Source organism: Microbacterium sp. GXF7504 (assembly GCF_054798235.1).
Window position 1 is genome coordinate 223,244 of sequence record NZ_JBSJZI010000004.1, and the last position, 15,819, is coordinate 239,062.

The 15,819-nt window shown below is 68.6% G+C and carries 17 protein-coding genes and 3 tRNA genes; 11 read left to right on the top strand and 9 right to left on the bottom strand.

What is annotated here, in order from left to right:
- Positions 1-137 precede the first annotated feature (137 nt).
- A complete protein-coding gene (locus tag ACWAUO_RS11630) occupies positions 138-428 on the top strand; it encodes a DUF4287 domain-containing protein (protein ID WP_460775573.1) in 291 nt (96 codons plus the stop codon).
- A 275-nt stretch (positions 429-703) separates the two neighbouring features.
- Here ACWAUO_RS11630 and ACWAUO_RS11635 read toward each other — a convergent pair whose 3' ends face one another.
- The 3 genes from ACWAUO_RS11635 to ACWAUO_RS11645 all read right to left on the bottom strand — a co-directional run bounded on the left by ACWAUO_RS11635 (position 704) and on the right by ACWAUO_RS11645 (position 2,210).
- The gene (locus tag ACWAUO_RS11635; RefSeq protein ID WP_460775574.1) at positions 704-1,426 is read right to left on the bottom strand and encodes a hypothetical protein; all 723 of its coding nucleotides are present in this window, start codon (positions 1,424-1,426) and stop codon (positions 704-706) included.
- A gap of 105 nt (positions 1,427-1,531) precedes the next feature.
- Positions 1,532-1,705, bottom strand: a complete 174-nt coding sequence (locus ACWAUO_RS11640) for a hypothetical protein (RefSeq protein WP_460775576.1) — start codon at positions 1,703-1,705, stop codon at positions 1,532-1,534.
- A 109-nt stretch (positions 1,706-1,814) separates the two neighbouring features.
- Positions 1,815-2,210 carry a hypothetical protein gene (locus ACWAUO_RS11645; protein ID WP_460775577.1) on the bottom strand — a complete coding sequence of 132 codons (396 nt, stop codon included), beginning with the start codon at positions 2,208-2,210 and terminating at the stop codon, positions 1,815-1,817.
- Between the two features lie 914 nt (positions 2,211-3,124).
- Here ACWAUO_RS11645 and ACWAUO_RS11650 point away from each other — a divergent pair.
- Together ACWAUO_RS11650 and ACWAUO_RS11655 are read left to right on the top strand one after the other, a co-directional pair.
- Positions 3,125-3,604, top strand: a complete 480-nt coding sequence (locus ACWAUO_RS11650; RefSeq protein WP_460775579.1) for a hypothetical protein — start codon at positions 3,125-3,127, stop codon at positions 3,602-3,604.
- Positions 3,601-3,885: a WXG100 family type VII secretion target gene (locus ACWAUO_RS11655; protein WP_460775580.1), complete on the top strand. Its 285-nt coding sequence runs from the start codon at positions 3,601-3,603 to the stop codon at positions 3,883-3,885. Before ACWAUO_RS11650 ends, ACWAUO_RS11655 begins: the two co-directional genes overlap by 4 nt.
- A gap of 178 nt (positions 3,886-4,063) precedes the next feature.
- On the opposite strand, the gene ACWAUO_RS11660 is transcribed toward ACWAUO_RS11655, so the two are convergent.
- Positions 4,064-4,558 (bottom strand): hypothetical protein, encoded by a 495-nt coding sequence (locus ACWAUO_RS11660; protein WP_460775581.1) that lies wholly within the window; start codon positions 4,556-4,558, stop codon positions 4,064-4,066.
- A gap of 72 nt (positions 4,559-4,630) precedes the next feature.
- On the opposite strand from ACWAUO_RS11660, the gene ACWAUO_RS11665 reads away from it, so the two are divergent.
- From ACWAUO_RS11665 to ACWAUO_RS11675, 3 genes are all read left to right on the top strand, one after another.
- Complete coding sequence (locus tag ACWAUO_RS11665) at positions 4,631-4,990, top strand: hypothetical protein (RefSeq protein WP_460775583.1); 360 nt, start codon at positions 4,631-4,633, stop codon at positions 4,988-4,990.
- A gap of 1,192 nt (positions 4,991-6,182) precedes the next feature.
- Positions 6,183-7,610: an MFS transporter gene (locus ACWAUO_RS11670; protein WP_460775584.1), complete on the top strand. Its 1,428-nt coding sequence runs from the start codon at positions 6,183-6,185 to the stop codon at positions 7,608-7,610.
- Between the two features lie 446 nt (positions 7,611-8,056).
- Entirely contained in the window at positions 8,057-8,218 is a 162-nt protein-coding gene (locus tag ACWAUO_RS11675; RefSeq protein WP_460775586.1) for a hypothetical protein, read from the top strand.
- 23 nt (positions 8,219-8,241) lie between these two features.
- On the opposite strand, the gene ACWAUO_RS11680 is transcribed toward ACWAUO_RS11675, so the two are convergent.
- Positions 8,242-8,793, bottom strand: a complete 552-nt coding sequence (locus ACWAUO_RS11680; RefSeq protein ID WP_460775587.1) for a hypothetical protein — start codon at positions 8,791-8,793, stop codon at positions 8,242-8,244.
- A gap of 111 nt (positions 8,794-8,904) precedes the next feature.
- Between ACWAUO_RS11680 and ACWAUO_RS11685 the strand changes: the two genes are divergently transcribed.
- The gene (locus ACWAUO_RS11685) at positions 8,905-9,279 is read left to right on the top strand and encodes a tyrosine-type recombinase/integrase (RefSeq protein ID WP_460775793.1); all 375 of its coding nucleotides are present in this window, start codon (positions 8,905-8,907) and stop codon (positions 9,277-9,279) included.
- A 136-nt stretch (positions 9,280-9,415) separates the two neighbouring features.
- On the opposite strand, the gene ACWAUO_RS11690 is transcribed toward ACWAUO_RS11685, so the two are convergent.
- The 3 genes from ACWAUO_RS11690 to ACWAUO_RS11700 form a co-directional block, all read right to left on the bottom strand.
- A tRNA-Phe gene (locus tag ACWAUO_RS11690) sits at positions 9,416-9,488 on the bottom strand.
- Positions 9,489-9,570: 82 nt separating this feature from the next.
- Positions 9,571-9,644: transfer RNA gene (locus ACWAUO_RS11695), tRNA-Asp, on the bottom strand.
- Between the two features lie 31 nt (positions 9,645-9,675).
- Positions 9,676-9,748, bottom strand: a tRNA-Glu gene (locus ACWAUO_RS11700).
- A gap of 217 nt (positions 9,749-9,965) precedes the next feature.
- On the opposite strand from ACWAUO_RS11700, the gene ACWAUO_RS11705 reads away from it, so the two are divergent.
- On the top strand, positions 9,966-11,366 hold the full coding sequence (locus tag ACWAUO_RS11705; RefSeq protein ID WP_460775589.1) for a M23 family metallopeptidase: 1,401 nt from the start codon (positions 9,966-9,968) through the stop codon (positions 11,364-11,366).
- Positions 11,367-11,474: 108 nt separating this feature from the next.
- On the opposite strand, the gene ACWAUO_RS11710 is transcribed toward ACWAUO_RS11705, so the two are convergent.
- Positions 11,475-12,008, bottom strand: coding sequence for an inorganic diphosphatase (locus tag ACWAUO_RS11710; RefSeq protein WP_460775590.1), 534 nt, complete (start codon positions 12,006-12,008; stop codon positions 11,475-11,477).
- A gap of 67 nt (positions 12,009-12,075) precedes the next feature.
- Here ACWAUO_RS11710 and tilS point away from each other — a divergent pair, with 67 nt between their 5' ends.
- The 3 genes from tilS to ftsH all read left to right on the top strand — a co-directional run bounded on the left by tilS (position 12,076) and on the right by ftsH (position 15,813).
- Positions 12,076-13,062 (top strand): tRNA lysidine(34) synthetase TilS, encoded by a 987-nt coding sequence (tilS, locus tag ACWAUO_RS11715; RefSeq protein WP_460775592.1) that lies wholly within the window; start codon positions 12,076-12,078, stop codon positions 13,060-13,062.
- A 71-nt stretch (positions 13,063-13,133) separates the two neighbouring features.
- Positions 13,134-13,685: a hypoxanthine phosphoribosyltransferase gene (gene hpt / locus ACWAUO_RS11720; RefSeq protein ID WP_460775593.1), complete on the top strand. Its 552-nt coding sequence runs from the start codon at positions 13,134-13,136 to the stop codon at positions 13,683-13,685.
- A gap of 124 nt (positions 13,686-13,809) precedes the next feature.
- Positions 13,810-15,813: an ATP-dependent zinc metalloprotease FtsH gene (ftsH, locus tag ACWAUO_RS11725; protein ID WP_460775594.1), complete on the top strand. Its 2,004-nt coding sequence runs from the start codon at positions 13,810-13,812 to the stop codon at positions 15,811-15,813.
- Positions 15,814-15,819 lie beyond the last annotated feature (6 nt).

A 15,819-nucleotide genomic window follows, 5' to 3' on the forward strand; every position in this document is an offset into this window, starting at 1 on the left:
GTCAATGTCGGCGCGGGCCGGCTGCGGATCGTCTGCATGCACGCCTCCCCGCTGATCATCCAGGAGTGGTGGGACGACCGCGGTCGCCTCGACATCCCCGCCGTCACCGACTGAACCGGACACACGAAGGAGTCATCATGTCGTTCCAGGCGTACCTCGACGCCGTCGAGAAGAAGACGGGCCTCACCCCGCGCGAGCTCATCGACCTCGCCCGGGCGAAGGGGTTCGACGAGCACACCAAGGCCGCGCCGATCGTGGCGTGGCTGGCCGAGGACTACGGGCTCGGCCGCGGTCACGCGATGGCGATGGTCCACGTCATCACGAAGGGGCCGAAGATCAGCGGGAAGCACGTGGGCAGCGGCGGCACGCACGCGGATCCGACCGACGAGCTGTGGCTCGACGGCGTCGCCACCAACCCGAACGGGTAGCCGCCGCATCCGGCCCACGCCGGGTGCACCCCGAGTCCGGTCGCGCCGCGTGCGCCCGAATCCGGTCGCGCCGCGTGCACTCCCGTCTGATCACCGCGTGCACAACTGCGGAGTCGACGGCCGACACGCCGGGATCGGATGCCGGGGGCGCGGCGTGTCGGGTGCAATCTCCGCAGTTGTGCACGCCCCCCCCGCGCGGACGGAGGGCACGAACGGCGCGGACGGAGGGCACGAACGGGGCCGCTGCGCGCCGCGACGGCGGCCGCTGGGGCGTGTCACGCCGCCGGCGTCGACGCCTCGGCATCCGGTTCGGCGGCCGCGAGGACGGGGTCGTCCGCAGCATCCGGATCGAACATGACGCGCCCGCCGGCGCCGAACCCGTGCACCGTGTCGCGGATGCCGGTCGTGAGGTCGATGACGACCTCGAGCTGGTCCTCGACGGCATCGACTGCGAGTTCGTAGCCCGCGGCGTCGTGTGCGAGGCTCGCGGCGCGGCGGTCGTTCTCATCGGTCGCCTCCCGCAGCGGATGCATCCCCTGCGGGGTCTCGCCGAGTTCCAGGCGAGGGACGGGGTCGTGCTGCCTGACGGTCACCGACCGCGTGTCCGCGCCGGGAGGCGTGAGGACGAGGCCGGCGCGGCGGGCGAGGTGGCGGGTCTCCGTGCGCAGCGCATCGAGATCCACCGGGTCCGCGGCCTCCACCGCGTCCGTCAGGAGCTCGGTCGCCTCCGCGGCAGCGGCCTCGGCACGGCCGGTGGCGACGTCGAACGCGGCGTGCGCCCGAACCAGCCGCGCGTACGCGTCGGTGACGGCGTCGACGGACTGCCGGTAGGAACCGAGCGCCTTCACGTACGCCACCTGGTGGGCGATCACCGGCGCACCGATGGCCGAGATCGTGACGACCGCGGCCGTGGCCGCGAACAGGATCATCGTCCGTCGGCGGGCGGCCGAGATCGGCGGGGCGGGGCGGGGCGCGGGGTGGTCGTGCGTGGAGCTCATGGGTCTTCCGTCGTCGGCGCAGTGCACGGGGGTCACCGTGCCGGCTTCCGTCGATTCTCCCCGACTCCGCGACGGCGTGCGACGCGATGACGCAGGATGCGGGCGTCAGCGCTGTTCGTCGGTGTCGGCGTCGCGCTCCTCGTCGTCCTTCGGCGCGCCGCCGATGACCGAACCGACCGCGTCGCCCACCTTCTCCAGCACGTTGTCGGACTCGCGGGCGTCCTTGGGGTCGTTCTCGGCGTCCTTGGTGTTGTCGCCGGGCAGTCCGGTGTCGGTCATGTCGCGCTCCTTCGTCTGTGGTCCCCGGATGCGGGGTCCGCCCAGCATCCGTCCGAAGGGCCGGGGCCGTCGCGGGGTTGACGGCCGAGTCCGAGAGTGCCGATCGGCGTCAGCGGAGGACGTCGTAGGGGACGACCGGCACGAGCCCCTCGGCGCGTGCGGCGAGGACGGTGTCCTCGCAGACGAGTGCGTCGGCCTGCAGGGTCGCGACGGCCAGGTATTCGAGCGAACCGATCTCGGGTTCGTCGAAACGTCGGGCGAGGCGGAAGGCCGTCATCCGCGACACCCGGTCGCCGAGCAGGCGGATGCGCAGGGTCGCGAGGGCATCGAGTTCGGTCTTGGCGGTGCGTTCGTCGAGTCGGCCCGCACGCACCTGCCGGTAGAGGTCGGCCAGCACGTCGCTGCGGAGCACGCCTGGTCCGACGAGGGCGTGGCGTTCGCCGAGCTGCGGGTCGTCCCGGATGATCCGCAGCGCGGTCGCCGCGTCGATCGCGTACCGCGTCATGGCAGCCCCCTCACGGTTCCGACGACCGTACTCGCGCTGCGCGACGAACGGAAGCGGTCACCGGCGGTGCCCGTGCCGCGGGAAAGGCAAAACCCCCGCGATGTAGAAGCTACGCGAGGGTTTCTGGGCCGATTGTAACGATCAGCCTTGTGGCTCCGACCGGCATCGATCCGGTGACCTTTCGATTAAGAGTGATGCGGTATCGGGGGTTTCTGCTGACTCCCGCCAGCTTCGTTTATCCCAGGTCAGAATTGATTTGGATTGCTGGCGATTTCCATCCCTTACTGTGGAATGTGCGGGGTTGATGCGGGATCTCGATCCAGGCGGCGCACTCCTCAGCGGGGTGAACGCGGCGTGAACGTGGGATCAATTAGTGACAGAAGAGTGCGGGATGGTGGTGCTCTTGCGACCCCAGGTGGGATCAGTTGGTGACGTTGTGCCGTTCGGGGGTGGGATCAGTTGGCGACGCTGCGCCCCCCCAGGAGGGTGGGAACAATCGATGACGTCCGGTCGAGAACCGCTCGCGACGGGCCGGGCGCCCGCCGGCGCGATCCAAGCATGGTCGGAGGGCACAAGTAGCGTCAGCGTGTGAACGCTGACACCCTCCTCGATATCGAACTCTCGGCGGTCTGTTCCCGAAGCAGGTTCGCCACCGACACGCGACCGGTCATTGCCGAGCTACAGGATCGCGGGGGTAGCCCACCTGAATTGCTTGCACGCGCCGTTGGGAGATGGGTCGGGTTCTACGAAAGCGAGTACACGCGGCCGCTGTGTACAGCGCTGCTGGCTGCTTTCCCTGCAGCGCCTCCCGATCCGGATGCGTCGACGTCGAATGATTGCTAGAGCAATCCCGCAACAGCCGTCGTCAACGGCGAGCGGGTCACTATCGTCAGAGTCGAGATCAAGGTGGTCCCATGACACGTGAGTTCTACTACGCGACCGACGGCAGCATGATGCGCCTGTGGGCGCCGACCCGTTCGCCCAGGCAGCAGCTCGTTCGCCTCCTCGGGATGCTCACCCCCGAGCACCACTCCACCTTCGTGCTGTCAGAGCTCCCCGAAGGCGCGGACTTCGTGGAGTACGTGCATGCCGGGGGCAACGACGCATTCCTGCAGTGCGCCGGGACCACCGAGGCGATGACGATCGAGATCCGCAAGCGCGACGACGACGGTGAGTTCCGCCTGTACACGCTCGGCCGCGGCGGCGACCGGGCTGGACAACCCGACGTCGCAATCGCCTTCGACGGCGGTGCGCACGAGACCGAGGTATACCCCGACGAGGTCTTCGCGTTAGAGGAGGCCACCGAGATATTCCTGGCCTACTACGACACCGGCACGGTGCCGTCCCAGTACGAGCTCCGTCCGCACGACCTCACCGAGGCGGACCTGGCGTGACCATCAGCTTCGACAGCGGCCGCCACGAGGCGCTGATCGGATCGCTCACCGAGGCAACCACAGCCATCGGTGACGTGCTCGATCGCCTCGAGTCCGATGCAGGCCGCCTCCGCTCAGGCTGGGACGGCGCAGCGCGTGCGGCGTACGACGACGCGCAGGCGCGATGGACCGCCGCGATGTCCTCGATGCGCAGCATCCTCGCCGAAGCGGAGGGTGGCGCAGAGGTCGCGGGCCTCGCGCTCGGCGCCGCGGAGAAGGCCGCTCGCGCGATCTGGAGCTGAGCCGGACCGTGACAGAGCGCGCCGAGCACAAGGGCTGGCAGGCCCACGCTGCCGCGGCCGCAGCGTTCTTCACCGAGCACGGCAGAGACGTCATGACGGCAGAAGACCGGCAGACCTACGAGGCGATGATCACCGGTGTGCACGCTGCCGCTGACCGACACGACCGTGCTCGGCCATCTCACCCGCCGGTGAACATGAGGATGCTGTAGGGGGCGCCCGCTTCCTCGCAGGCGTTTGCGAGGTCGCCCGACCCGAACCACTCGTCGGTGCCGATGATCGTGTCCCCCTTCGCCCCGGAGGGGACCGCGGGGCTCAGCTCTTTCAGCGCCGCGATCTCGTCGCTGACTGCGCCTTCACCGCGGGTGGGGATCCGGTCGAGCATGCGCGTCGCCAGGCTGTTCCAGCCCCTCGCCTCCTGCTCCGACATCCGGCCGTCCATCGCGTCCACCCGGACGTTGGACACCACCGTGACCACGTCGGCGAACTGCTCGCATGACTCCGCATCCGTGACCTCGGGGTTCGGCTCGGTGACGGTGACCGTCACGGTCGGCGCCGGCGTCGACGCTGCTTCGGTGCTCGAGGCGCTACACCCGACAGTGACGGCCGCGAGCGCGAGCACACCGGTGATGCTGGCGACGAGACGGACAGAGGACCCGAGGGGCGGCTGTGTCATCCCGGCAGGCTACCGGGCGCCGCGGACAGCCCTCGGTCGTGGGCGTGCCGCGCGGCCTCCTATGCTGGCGCCATGAGCGAGACCACCGAGACCGCGCTGCCATTCCGTGAGGTCGTCTCGTGGCTCCGCGAGAACCTCGGCGCCCGCCTCACGGCCTACATCGGCGGTGTCACGCGGACCAGCATCGTGATGGCCTGGGTGGAGGGCGCAGCAGTCCCGGACGAGCAGATTCAGCAGCGTCTCCGTGACGCATACCGCGCGGCGGTCGTCATCGTCGATCGCTTCGGGGGCACAACGGTGTCGACGTGGTTCCTGGGCATGAACCCCACCCTCGGCGACCGGGCGCCGGCGAAGGTGCTGCGGGAGGACGAGCCGGTCACGGCCACCCGTGAGGTGTTCGCCGCGGCGACGTCGTTCGCGTACGTCGACTGACGGCGCGTCGCGCCTGCGGTCGTCGGATCCACGCCGCCGTGCCAGTATCGAGCCCGTGAGCACCGCCGCCCCGACAGACCGCCGCCTTCGGATCGCGACCGAGGCGTACGACCTCATCGAGCGGGAAGTCCGCCCCGCGGTCGCCGCCGGCGCACGGCTCTGGACCAAGGGCTCGCAGGGCTACCCGACCAGGCTTCGCACCATGCTCACCCCGCTCGACGCAGCGCACACCGTGACGTTCGCGAGCACCTGCTCGAGATCTTCGACCGGATGCTTGTCAAGTGCTGGGTCACTCCCGAAGAGCACGCCCTGCTGAACCGTGCAGAACGGAGCCTCCAGTGGGATGCCCCGAACGGTGACGGATGGGCGCGGTACCGTCTCGCCAGCGTCGTCGCCGAGTCGATCCGAGACCGAGGCGGTCGCCTCTGAGGGCTACCACTTCAAGCGCTGGCTACCACCAGTAGGACGGGTACGGGGCGAGCTTGAGTGCTGAGCGCGCGACACCGAAGATGACGAGCACGATGGCGCCGACGCCCGTGCAGAGGATGAATCCGAGATGCCCGTCGGTCATGAGAGCCCCGATCACAGCGGTGGCGGCCACGTGTTTGTGCCCGCTCGAAACCCGAATCTGGTCAGCTCGACACGCGGAAATCTGCGGTGCTGCCCCGCCCTCGATAGGTGGGGCGTGCTCCCTGCGGTGGGTAACTGACCCACCGTAGGTCCGGACCCCACGCGCCCCAGGGGATGCGTGGGCTGACGGCTCGCAGTCGCATCGGCTCAGTGCTGCGGGTTCGGTTGCGGTGCCGCGTCCACCACTGACGAGTTGAACGTCTGAATGCTGTCGGGGACTTCCGCGGGCACGACGGCGTTCGGGTGTCGTTGCGGGTCGATGACAGCGCTCGGCGTTTATCGCCGGGAGATACTCGGGGCGCACATCTCCACGGGCGGCCACGTGTTATGCATGCGCGCGGAGCGGCACCCGGCTCGCCCACAGTTTCCCGCGCGTAGAATGGCGGTGCCGAAAAGCCATGAGGTTGTCCTGCTGGTTCGCTTGGACAGGTTCGGGTACCGCCACCCACTACATGGCACGGGAACTACCTACGCCGCGGCAGCCTTTGCAACCGATCCATGACCGGGCAGGCTGTCGCACCCCGGGATCCCGGCCGCGAGAGCCTCCCGACGGAGGAACCCCATGAGCGATACGCACTCGACGCGTTCGGCACACTTGCACGCTGCAGGCGGCCGCGGCCGCTGGCTCGCCCTCACTGTTCTGCTGATCCCTGCAGCGCTCACGCTGCTGAGTGTGACGAGCGTGAACGTCGCGCTTCCCGCCATCCGTGAGGGGGTGGGAGCCGACACGACGCAGCAGACACTCGTGCTCACCGCGTACGCGCTTGTATTCGCACTCGTTCTGCTCCCCGCGGGGCGTCTGGGCGACCAGTTCGGCCACAAGAAGGTCTTCATCGCCGGCGTCGCGATCTTCACGATCGCGAACGTGTGGTGCGGCTTCGCGCCGGATGCGACGCAGCTGGTTCTCGGGCGCGCGCTCGCGGGCATCGGCGGTGGGCTCGCGATGACGCCGGTGACTGCTCTGATCCAGCTGCTCTACAAGGGGCCGGAGCGTGCACGCCCGTTCGGCATCATGGGGGCGGTCTTCGGTGCTTCGAGCGCCGCGGGCCCACTGCTGGGCGGCTTGCTCATCCACTTCGGCGGCGACCTCGGGTGGCGCCTGACCTTCCTCGTGAATGTGCCCTTCGGGCTGCTGGCCGTCATCCTGGGCGTCGCCGTGATCCCCGCGACCGCACCGCTCGGCGTACGGGGCACCGATCCCATCGGAATGCTGCTGTTCACGGCCGGGGTCGGCCTTGCGATTCTGCCGTTCTCGCTGGGTGAAGGTTTCACGCCCCCGTCTGCAATCATGCTCGCCGCCGGAGCCGCGCTGCTCGTGCTCTTCGCACTGTGGATCAAAGCCCGCGAACGGAAGGACCGGTTCGCGGTGGTGTCGCCGCGGCTGTTCCGGCAGCGCGCGCTTCCTATCGGGATCGTGAGCACGTTCCTTGGCTTCGCTGGATTCACCGCATCTTTCCTCGTCCTCGCGCTTCTCTGGGAAGAGGCACTCGGCCACGATGCTCTCGCGGCGGGGCTGCTTGTCACTCCGTTCGCGCTGGGCAGCGTAGCCAGCGCACTATCGACCCGCGCGCTCACCGCACGGTACGGGACCCGCGTGATCATTGCGGGACTCACGATGATTACGGTTGGACTCGCCGCGGTGGGCGTCCTGGTGCTCTCGCTCCCCGCCGACGCGCTGACGTTCCTCGTGATGCTGCTTCCCCTGCTGATCACAGGCCTGGGGGTGGGACTTTTCGTCGGCCCCAACACCAACGCATCGTTCGTGCAGACCGAAGGACGGGACGCCGGCGTTGCCAGCGCACTCGTCACCGTCGCCCAGCGAGCCGGGACCGCCGTCGGCATCGGGATCCTGTCGGCCCTGTTCGTGGCCCTACCGGGTGGACCCGCATCGATCCTGAACGAGGCGATCGCAGCTTTCATCACCTCCTCGTTCGCCGCCGCAGCCGCGCTTACCCTCGTCTTCACCAAGCGAAGCCAGCTGGAGGCTTGACGCTACGCCCCGTTTCCTCTCGTATTCACCCACCACGCTCGCCGAATTCGTGAGGACAAATTGAGAAGATCCGAACGACTTCCGGCGTCCGCGAACGGAGTCCTGAACGTACGCGAACGCGGCAAATCCACGCGAAACCGGGTAGGTCTTCGCCAATAGCCGTCGGGGATAAGGGTTCAAATCCCACCGTCACCGCCATGTGAAACCCCCGCAGATCCCTTGAAACACTGGGATCGCGGGGGTTTTCTCGTGCGTCGGCGGATTCAGTGGTAACGCAGCGGTAACGGTTCGTGGGAGGGAGTGGTGGCGGCTCCCGCGTCCTCACTCTTTGTCGCGTCGCGGCAAGTTGCACCCGTTGCTACGGAATCTGCGGGATAAATGCGGGATAGTGCGGCAGTCGTCAAGGCGGTCAGCAACGGCACCGGCTCGCCGCGACTGACTCCGTCATGGCGGTACTGGGTGCGCTCGGTATCGCAGAGACCGTGGTGCGTAGCGCCGACCCGTTCAGCTCACCTGCCGGTCGCGCGCTCATGGACGAGCAGATCGCCCTGACCGGTGAGGCGACGGGTCGGCGCGGTACCGCCTCGCCGGCGTCGTCGCCGAGCTGATCTGACCGCTGGCGCCAGCTGATCTACCGCGCGCCCAGCGGTAGCAGCATCACGTCGTAGGTGGGGATCGGGACGAATCCCATCTCCTTCCAGTGGCGCGTGAGCGCGCGGTGCTTCAGCTCGTCGACCACGTACTCGCCGTCAGACCCCGTCGACAGGTTGGCCGGCCGCAGTGCGATGGCGTCCGTCCTGAAGACGCTGGCGTAGAGCCGGACCAGCTCGTGGCTGATCTTCTCGCCGCGTGCCTCCTCGTCGACCTCGACGTAGTCGATGATGCTCAGCGCAACGGCGAACACTGAGTCCTCGTCGGCCTCGCCGACGGCGTCGTTGTCGAGGAACGCTTCCGCTACGCCGGCCACATCGCTGTCGATCGAGTCCATCAGGTCGAACCAGCCTCGCTCGAGGTGGGCCCGGTAGATGGTCGCGCGCGCGACAGAGCCGATCTCTTGGCCGTCTTCCGCGTCGACGCGCAGCACACGCGCCTCCCACGTCTCGAGGATGTCGTCCGGAGTCTCGATGCTCATCGTCAGCTGGAGCGCGAGCACGGTCTCCCGGTCGGTGTCCTCGGTCGTCATGCCCACGCTCTCGTTCGGTGCATCGAGGCTATCGACCCCGCTCAACGACTCAGCCCCATCTCACTTCAAGGGGTCGGACAGATACCCACTTCATTCCCCCTTATCTGATCTATCGGCGCAGCGTGCGGCGCGACTTCAGCGCCTTCGGTAGCCACAGGACCTTCCGGAACTGAACTACGTTTCTTCCATGGGGCTTCGAGAGTTGACGGACCCGAACGCCGTGGAGCTAGCACTCGGGATCCATCGAACACGCAGCGCGAGTTGCGGGAGCGAAGAGATCTACTCGGCTATCCGGAACTGTCAACGCATGCCTTCAGAAAGACAGCCGCGACGATTCTCGATCGGGCAGGGCTCTCGGCCACCGAGATAGCGGACTATTTGGGCCACGAGAACCCCAGCATGACGCAGGACGTGTACATGAACACCTTGAAGGGGTCCACAGCCGCTGCTGCCATCCTCGATGATGCGCTTGCGGGACTGATTTGAAAATGCGGAGTAAGTGCGGGGCCTTCGACTGAAAGTTCTTCGTCGGGTCCCGCGCTCTCGGCGCTCGCGCTCCCCAGAACGCCAGCTAAAGCGCAAAAAGAACCCCTGCGATGTAGAAGCTACGCAGGGGTTCTAGTGGCTCCGACCGGCATCGATCCGGTGACCTTTCGATTTTCAGTCGAACGCTCTACCAACTGAGCTACAGAGCCGCGCGGCACTCGTATCGCGAACGACGTGGTGCCACGTCCTAGACGAAAGGCCCTCTTCAAGAAAAGGGCCCGTCGCTCGGAGCGACCCTGACGGGACTTGAACCCGCGACCTCCGCCGTGACAGGGCGGCACGCTAACCAACTGCGCTACAGGGCCATGCTTGTTCAATTATAGGTTTCGGAATCAGTGACCCCAACGGGATTCGAACCCGTGCTACCGCCGTGAAAGGGCGGCGTCCTAGGCCGCTAAACGATGGGGCCGAGCGAACCCGGTGGGCTCACGCTTACCGACAATCGACTATACGTGACGATTGCCCGTTCTGCGAAATCGAGTCCCGAACCGTCCGCGCGTCCTCCGTGGAAACCGCTGCTCATCAGGGAGGATGGGGCCGACGTGTGTGTTTCTCATGCACAGCCCTGTTACTGATGTGACCCCTGTTGCTACTGTGGTCCGAGTTGTGGACGGAAGGTGACTTCCATGTGGAAGCGGGTCGACGAGGCCGAAGAGTGCGACTGCGCACCCACCGCCCGTGAGCGCCGCCTGCTCTGGCCGGAGATGAACCGGCGCGGCGCGCTCGGGGTCGGTGCCATCGGCGCGCTCTCACTCGCGGGCGTCGCAGGCGCCACCTTCTCCGCCTCCGGTGCGCTGGCCATCGAGGGCTACCCGTCCTGGGACGACGTGCAGCGTGCGAAGGCGAACGAGTCCGCCAAGGCTGGCGAGATCAGCAGGATCGAGCGGCTCATCGCCGAGCTGCAGGCCGACGTCGCCAACAAGCAGGCGATCGCCGAGCAGAAGGCCCAGGAGTTCTACGAGGCGCAGCAGAAGTTCTTCGAGGCGGCCTTCAACGCCGATCAGCTGCAGGCTCAGGCCGACGAGCAGTCGGCGAAGGCCCTCGAGGCGGCGAACAAGGCCGGCCGCGTTGCCGGCCAGCTGTACCGCAGCGGCGGCGACAACACGTCGCTCCAGCTCTTCCTCGCCGGGTCGGCCGCGGGCGCCGACGACCTCCTCGCCCGACTCGGCACGATGGACAAGCTGCTCGAGCGCAACCAGGCCGTCTACGCGGATGCGGTCGCAGCCCGGAACGCGGCGCAGTCGCTCACCGACCAGGCCAAGGTGGCCCGCGACGAGCGGGACCGGCTCCAGCAGGAGGCCGACAAGGCCATGCAGGAGTCGCAGGCCGCGGCGGACGCCGCGCAGGCCGCGCTCGAGGAGCAGAACAACAACCTCGACACCCTGCAGGCGCAGCTCGCCGCGCTGAAGGACACGACCGCCAAGACGGTCGCCGACTACCAGGCCGGTGTCGCCGAGCAGCGCCGCCGCGAGGAGGAGGCCCGCAAGGCCGCCGAAGCCGCCCGCGCTGCCGCAGCGGCGGCGGCCGCAGCGGCAGCCGCCGAGGCCGCCAAGAACCAACAGGGCGGCGGCGGTGGCGGCGGAGGCGGCGGTGGCAGTGCCCCTGCCGGCAGCGGATGGGTCCGCCCGTCGGCCGGCTCCCGAAGCTCGGGCTACGGCTGGCGCACCACGCAGTGCACGCCGAGCTACTGCTCCTCGAGCCTCCACGCGGGTGTCGATCTCGCCCCCGGATGCTGGAGCAACATCTACGCGGCCTACAGCGGCACCGTGCAGTACGCCGGGTACAACGGCGGCTACGGCAACTACGTCAAGATCAACCACGGCGGCGGCATCGGCACCGGCTACGCCCACATCGTCAACGGCGGCATCTACGTGCGGTCCGGTCAGTGGGTCAACGCCGGCCAGGTCATCGCGGCCGTCGGCAACACCGGCAACTCGTTCGGCTGCCACCTCCACTTCGAGGTCTACGTGAACGGCTCCACCGTGGACCCGGTGCCGTTCATGGCCGCGCGCGGCATCTCCGTCTGACGCCCCCAGCAGCAGCACCGGCGCGCACCGGAAACGACGAACCGGCGGCATCCGCTCGGGGCACCCGAAGGTGCCGGCCGTGCGGACCCGCCGGTCCGGTACGTGTCGTCAGACGGTGCGGGGCGCTTCGCCCTCACCCTGGGTGCGGGTCTGCGCCTCGTGCTCCTCGAAGCGGGTGAACGCCTCGGACACCAGGCGCTCCGCCTCGGCGGCGCCGGCCCACTCGTCGACCTTGACCCACTTGTTCGGCTCGAGGTCCTTGTAGTGCTCGAAGAAGTGCGAGATCTCCTTCTTCGTCCACTCGTCGATGTCGTCGACGTCCTGGATGTGGTCCCAGCGCGGGTCCTTGCTGATGACCGCGACGACCTTGTCGTCGCCGCCGGCCTCGTCGCTCATCTTCAGCACGGCGACGGGGCGCACCTTGGCGATGATGCCGGGGTGCAGTTCGCGGTCGAGCAGCACGAGCACGTCGAGCGGGTCGCCGTCCTCGCCGAGCGTGTTCTCAAAGAACCCGTAGTTGGTGGGGTAGCCGAAGACCGTGTACAGGATGCGGTCGAGGAAGACCCGCCCGGTGCCGTGGTCGACCTCGTACTTCACGCGGCTGCCGCGCGGGATCTCGATGACGGCCTCGTAAGCGCCCATGCGTGTGCTCCTTCTGAAAGATGGGAATGCCGCGGACAAGCCTAGTCCGGCCGGTACCGTGAAACCCATGCGACCGCCCCTGCACCCCGCCGTCGCCGAGGTCCGCCGACACGTGCGTGAATCGCTCGACCGTCTGGACGGCGACCTCGTCGTGGTCGCGCTCTCCGGCGGCGCCGACTCGCTGGCGCTCATGGCCGCCACCGCCTTCGAGGCGCCCAAGCGCGGGATGCGGGTGCTCGCCGTCACCGTCGACCACGGCCTGCAGGACGGTTCCGCCCAGGTTGCGGAGGCCGCCGCATCCGCCGCCCGCGACCGCGGCGCCGACGCCCGCGTGATCCGCGTCGAGGTGGGCACCGCAGGCGGACCCGAGGCCGCGGCGCGCGAGGCCCGGTACGCCGCGCTCCGCGACGCCGCGACCGAGGCGGGGGCTGCGGCGGTCCTGCTCGCACACACCCTCGACGACCAGGCCGAGACCGTGCTCCTCGGACTCGCCCGCGGCGCCGGCGCGACGAGTCTCGCCGGCATGGCGCCCGACCGTCCGGACGACGACATGCGCTGGATCCGCCCGCTCCTCGGCGTGCACCGAGCGACGACGCACGCCGCCTGCGAGGCGGAGGGGCTCGAGCCGTGGCACGACCCGCACAACGACGACCCGGCCTATGCGCGCGTCCGGGTGCGCACGCGCGTGCTGCCCGTGCTGGAGGCGGAGCTGGGCCCCGGGATCGCGGAGGCCCTCGCCCGAACCGCGGTGCAGCTCCGGGAGGACGCCGCCGCGTTCGAGGAGATGATCGAGGAGACCATCGAGGACATCGTGGAGCCGGCCGAGGCCGGTATCGCGATCTCGGTGGCCGCGCTCGCCGCGAACCCGCCGGCGCTCCGGCACCGCATCATCCGGCACGTCGTGGCCAGCGAGTTCCACGTCGCGCTCACCCGGGCGCAGACGGTCGAGGTCGCCCGACTCGTCACCGACTGGAGCGGGCAGGGCCCCATCGACCTCCCCGGGTGCCGCGCACGCCGCGCCGCCGGCCGCGTCGAGATCACCGCCGCATCCTGATGGTCCTTCCGGCCTCCCCGGGCCGAGCGGTTTCCCAGCGTGACCGGGATGCCGGGCGCTACGGTGGTGGCATGCGCGCCGCCGACCTCGCCGATGACCTGACCGACGTCCTGGCCACCGAGGAGGAGATCCTCGCGAAACTGGAGGAGATCGCCGCGCAGGTGGCGTCCGACTACGAGGGCAAGGACCTCGTGCTCGTGGGTGTGCTCAAGGGCGCGATCATGGTCATGGCCGACTTCAGCCGCGCGCTGCCGATGCTCGCCCCGATGGACTGGATGGCCGTCTCCTCCTACGGCACCGGCACGAAGTCCAGCGGTGTGGTGCAGATCCGCAAGGACCTCGACACCGACATCCACGACAAGCACGTGCTCATCGTCGAGGACATCATCGACTCCGGGCTGACCCTCAGCTGGCTGCTCGAGAACTTCGAGGCCCGCGGCGCCGCATCCGTCGAGGTGTTCGCGCTGTTCCGCAAGCCGGAGGCCGCCAAGGTGCAGGTCGACTGCAAGTACGTCGGCTTCGACATCCCGAACGAGTTCGTCGTCGGATACGGGCTGGACTACGCGGAGAAGTACCGCAACCTGCGCGACGTCGCCGTGCTCGCACCGCACGTCTACTCCTGAACCGCGCACCCGGGCTGTACGCCGTGGGCGAATGCACAGTCCGCCCCGGAGGGCGCGCGCTACCCTGAAACGACTCGCCGGGCGCGGGTTTCGTCGACGAAAGGGCCGGGGTTCGCCCCGCACAATGAACTTCAAGAAGATCAGTCGCAATCCGATCATCTACGTGCTGTTGATCGGCCTGCTGCTCATCGTGGGCTTCTCCCTCATCTCGAGTCTCGGCGCGGCCAAGCAGATCACGACCCAGCAGGGTCTGGAACTGCTGCAGGGCAGCACCGTCACCGAGGTGACCAACACCGACGGTGATCAGCGCGTCGACCTGACCCTCTCCGAGGAGTACGAGGGCTCGACGAACGTGCAGTTCTACTACGTCGAGGCGCGTGCCGACGAGGTCGTCGAGGCGATCAACGCCGCCGACCTGAAGGACGGCTTCAACGACGTGGTGCCGCAGGCGACCTGGCTCGACGGCCTGCTGTCGCTCATGATCCCGGTGCTCCTGCTCGGCCTCATCTTCTGGTTCCTCCTCTCCAGCGCCCAGGGCGGCGGGGGCAAGGTCATGCAGTTCGGCAAGTCCCGGGCGAAGCTCGTCACCAAGGAGACCCCGACCGTCACGTTCGCCGACGTCGCCGGCGCCGACGAGGCGATCGAGGAGATGCAGGAGATCAAGGACTTCCTGAAGGACCCGACGCGCTTCCAGGCGCTCGGCGCCCGCATCCCCAAGGGCGTGCTGCTGTACGGCCCTCCCGGCACCGGTAAGACCCTCCTCGCACGTGCCGTCGCCGGCGAGGCCGGGGTGCCGTTCTACTCGATCTCCGGGTCGGACTTCGTCGAGATGTTCGTCGGCGTCGGCGCGAGCCGCGTGCGCGACCTGTTCAACCAGGCCAAGGAGTCGGCGCCCGCCATCATCTTCATCGACGAGATCGACGCCGTCGGCCGCCACCGCGGCGCCGGCATGGGCGGCGGTCACGACGAGCGCGAGCAGACCCTGAACCAGATGCTCGTCGAGATGGACGGCTTCGACCCCAAGGCGAACGTCATCGTCATCGCGGCGACCAACCGTCCCGACATCCTCGACCCGGCGCTGCTGCGCCCGGGCCGCTTCGACCGCCAGATCGGCGTGGACGCGCCCGACCTGAAGGGCCGACTGCAGATCCTCGAGGTGCACGGCCGCGGCAAGCCGCTCGCCGACTCGGTCGACCTCGAGGTCGTCGCCCGCAAGACCCCCGGGTTCACCGGTGCCGACCTCGCGAACGTCCTCAACGAGGCGGCGCTGCTCACCGCCCGCTCGCACGCGCAGCTCATCGACAACCGCGCGCTCGACGAGGCCATCGACCGCGTCATCGCCGGCCCGCAGCGTCGCACCCGTGTGATGAAGGACAAGGAGAAGCTCATCACCGCGTACCACGAGGGCGGTCACGCCCTCGCCGCGGCGGCGATGAACCACACCGACCCGGTCACGAAGATCACGATCCTGCCGCGCGGCAAGGCCCTCGGGTACACCATGGTGCTCCCGCTCGACGACAAGTACTCCGTCACCCGCAACGAGCTGCAGGACCAGCTCACCTACGCGATGGGCGGCCGCGTCGCCGAGGAGATCGTCTTCCACGACCCCACCACCGGTGCCTCCAACGACATCGAGAAGGCGACGAACATCGCCCGCAAGATGGTCACCGAGTACGGCATGACCACCGACATCGGCCCGGTCAAGCTCGGCGGTTCGTCCGGCGAGATGTTCCTCGGCCGCGACATGGGCCACGGCCGCGACTACTCCGACGAGCTCGCGGAGCGGGTCGACGAGCAGGTGCGCGCGCTCATCGAGCAGGCGCACAACGAGGCCTACCAGGTGCTCAACGACAACCGCGACATCCTCGACAAGCTCGCGCTGGCGCTCCTCGAGAAGGAGACCCTCGACCACATCGAGCTCGAGGACATCTTCAAGGACGTCAAGCGTCTGCCCCCGCGGCCGCAGTGGCTGTCGAGCTCCGAGCGCCCCGTGTCGCCGCTGCCGCCGGTCGAGGTGCCGCGTCGCGCGGACGTGGACGTCGTCGCGCAGGCCGAGGCCGAGGCGGCCGACGCCGCCCCCGCACGCCGGCGTCCCAGCACGGGGCAGGCCCGACCCGCGACCGCGTAGGCTCGT

Bases quoted from the DNA above. Each gene is read 5' to 3' on its own strand.
- ACWAUO_RS11630 (WP_460775573.1), top strand. From the start codon at position 138: ATGTCGTTCCAGGCGTACCTCGACGCCGTCGAGAAGAAGACGGGCCTC.
- ACWAUO_RS11635 (WP_460775574.1), bottom strand. From the start codon at position 1,426: ATGAGCTCCACGCACGACCACCCCGCGCCCCGCCCCGCCCCGCCGATC.
- ACWAUO_RS11640 (WP_460775576.1), bottom strand. From the start codon at position 1,705: ATGACCGACACCGGACTGCCCGGCGACAACACCAAGGACGCCGAGAAC.
- ACWAUO_RS11645 (WP_460775577.1), bottom strand. From the start codon at position 2,210: ATGACGCGGTACGCGATCGACGCGGCGACCGCGCTGCGGATCATCCGG.
- ACWAUO_RS11650 (WP_460775579.1), top strand. From the start codon at position 3,125: ATGACACGTGAGTTCTACTACGCGACCGACGGCAGCATGATGCGCCTG.
- ACWAUO_RS11660 (WP_460775581.1), bottom strand. From the start codon at position 4,558: ATGACACAGCCGCCCCTCGGGTCCTCTGTCCGTCTCGTCGCCAGCATC.
- ACWAUO_RS11665 (WP_460775583.1), top strand. From the start codon at position 4,631: ATGAGCGAGACCACCGAGACCGCGCTGCCATTCCGTGAGGTCGTCTCG.
- ACWAUO_RS11670 (WP_460775584.1), top strand. From the start codon at position 6,183: ATGAGCGATACGCACTCGACGCGTTCGGCACACTTGCACGCTGCAGGC.
- ACWAUO_RS11675 (WP_460775586.1), top strand. From the start codon at position 8,057: ATGGCGGTACTGGGTGCGCTCGGTATCGCAGAGACCGTGGTGCGTAGC.
- ACWAUO_RS11680 (WP_460775587.1), bottom strand. From the start codon at position 8,793: ATGACGACCGAGGACACCGACCGGGAGACCGTGCTCGCGCTCCAGCTG.
- ACWAUO_RS11705 (WP_460775589.1), top strand. From the start codon at position 9,966: ATGTGGAAGCGGGTCGACGAGGCCGAAGAGTGCGACTGCGCACCCACC.
- ACWAUO_RS11710 (WP_460775590.1), bottom strand. From the start codon at position 12,008: ATGGGCGCTTACGAGGCCGTCATCGAGATCCCGCGCGGCAGCCGCGTG.
- tilS (WP_460775592.1), top strand. From the start codon at position 12,076: ATGCGACCGCCCCTGCACCCCGCCGTCGCCGAGGTCCGCCGACACGTG.
- hpt (WP_460775593.1), top strand. From the start codon at position 13,134: ATGCGCGCCGCCGACCTCGCCGATGACCTGACCGACGTCCTGGCCACC.
- ftsH (WP_460775594.1), top strand. From the start codon at position 13,810: ATGAACTTCAAGAAGATCAGTCGCAATCCGATCATCTACGTGCTGTTG.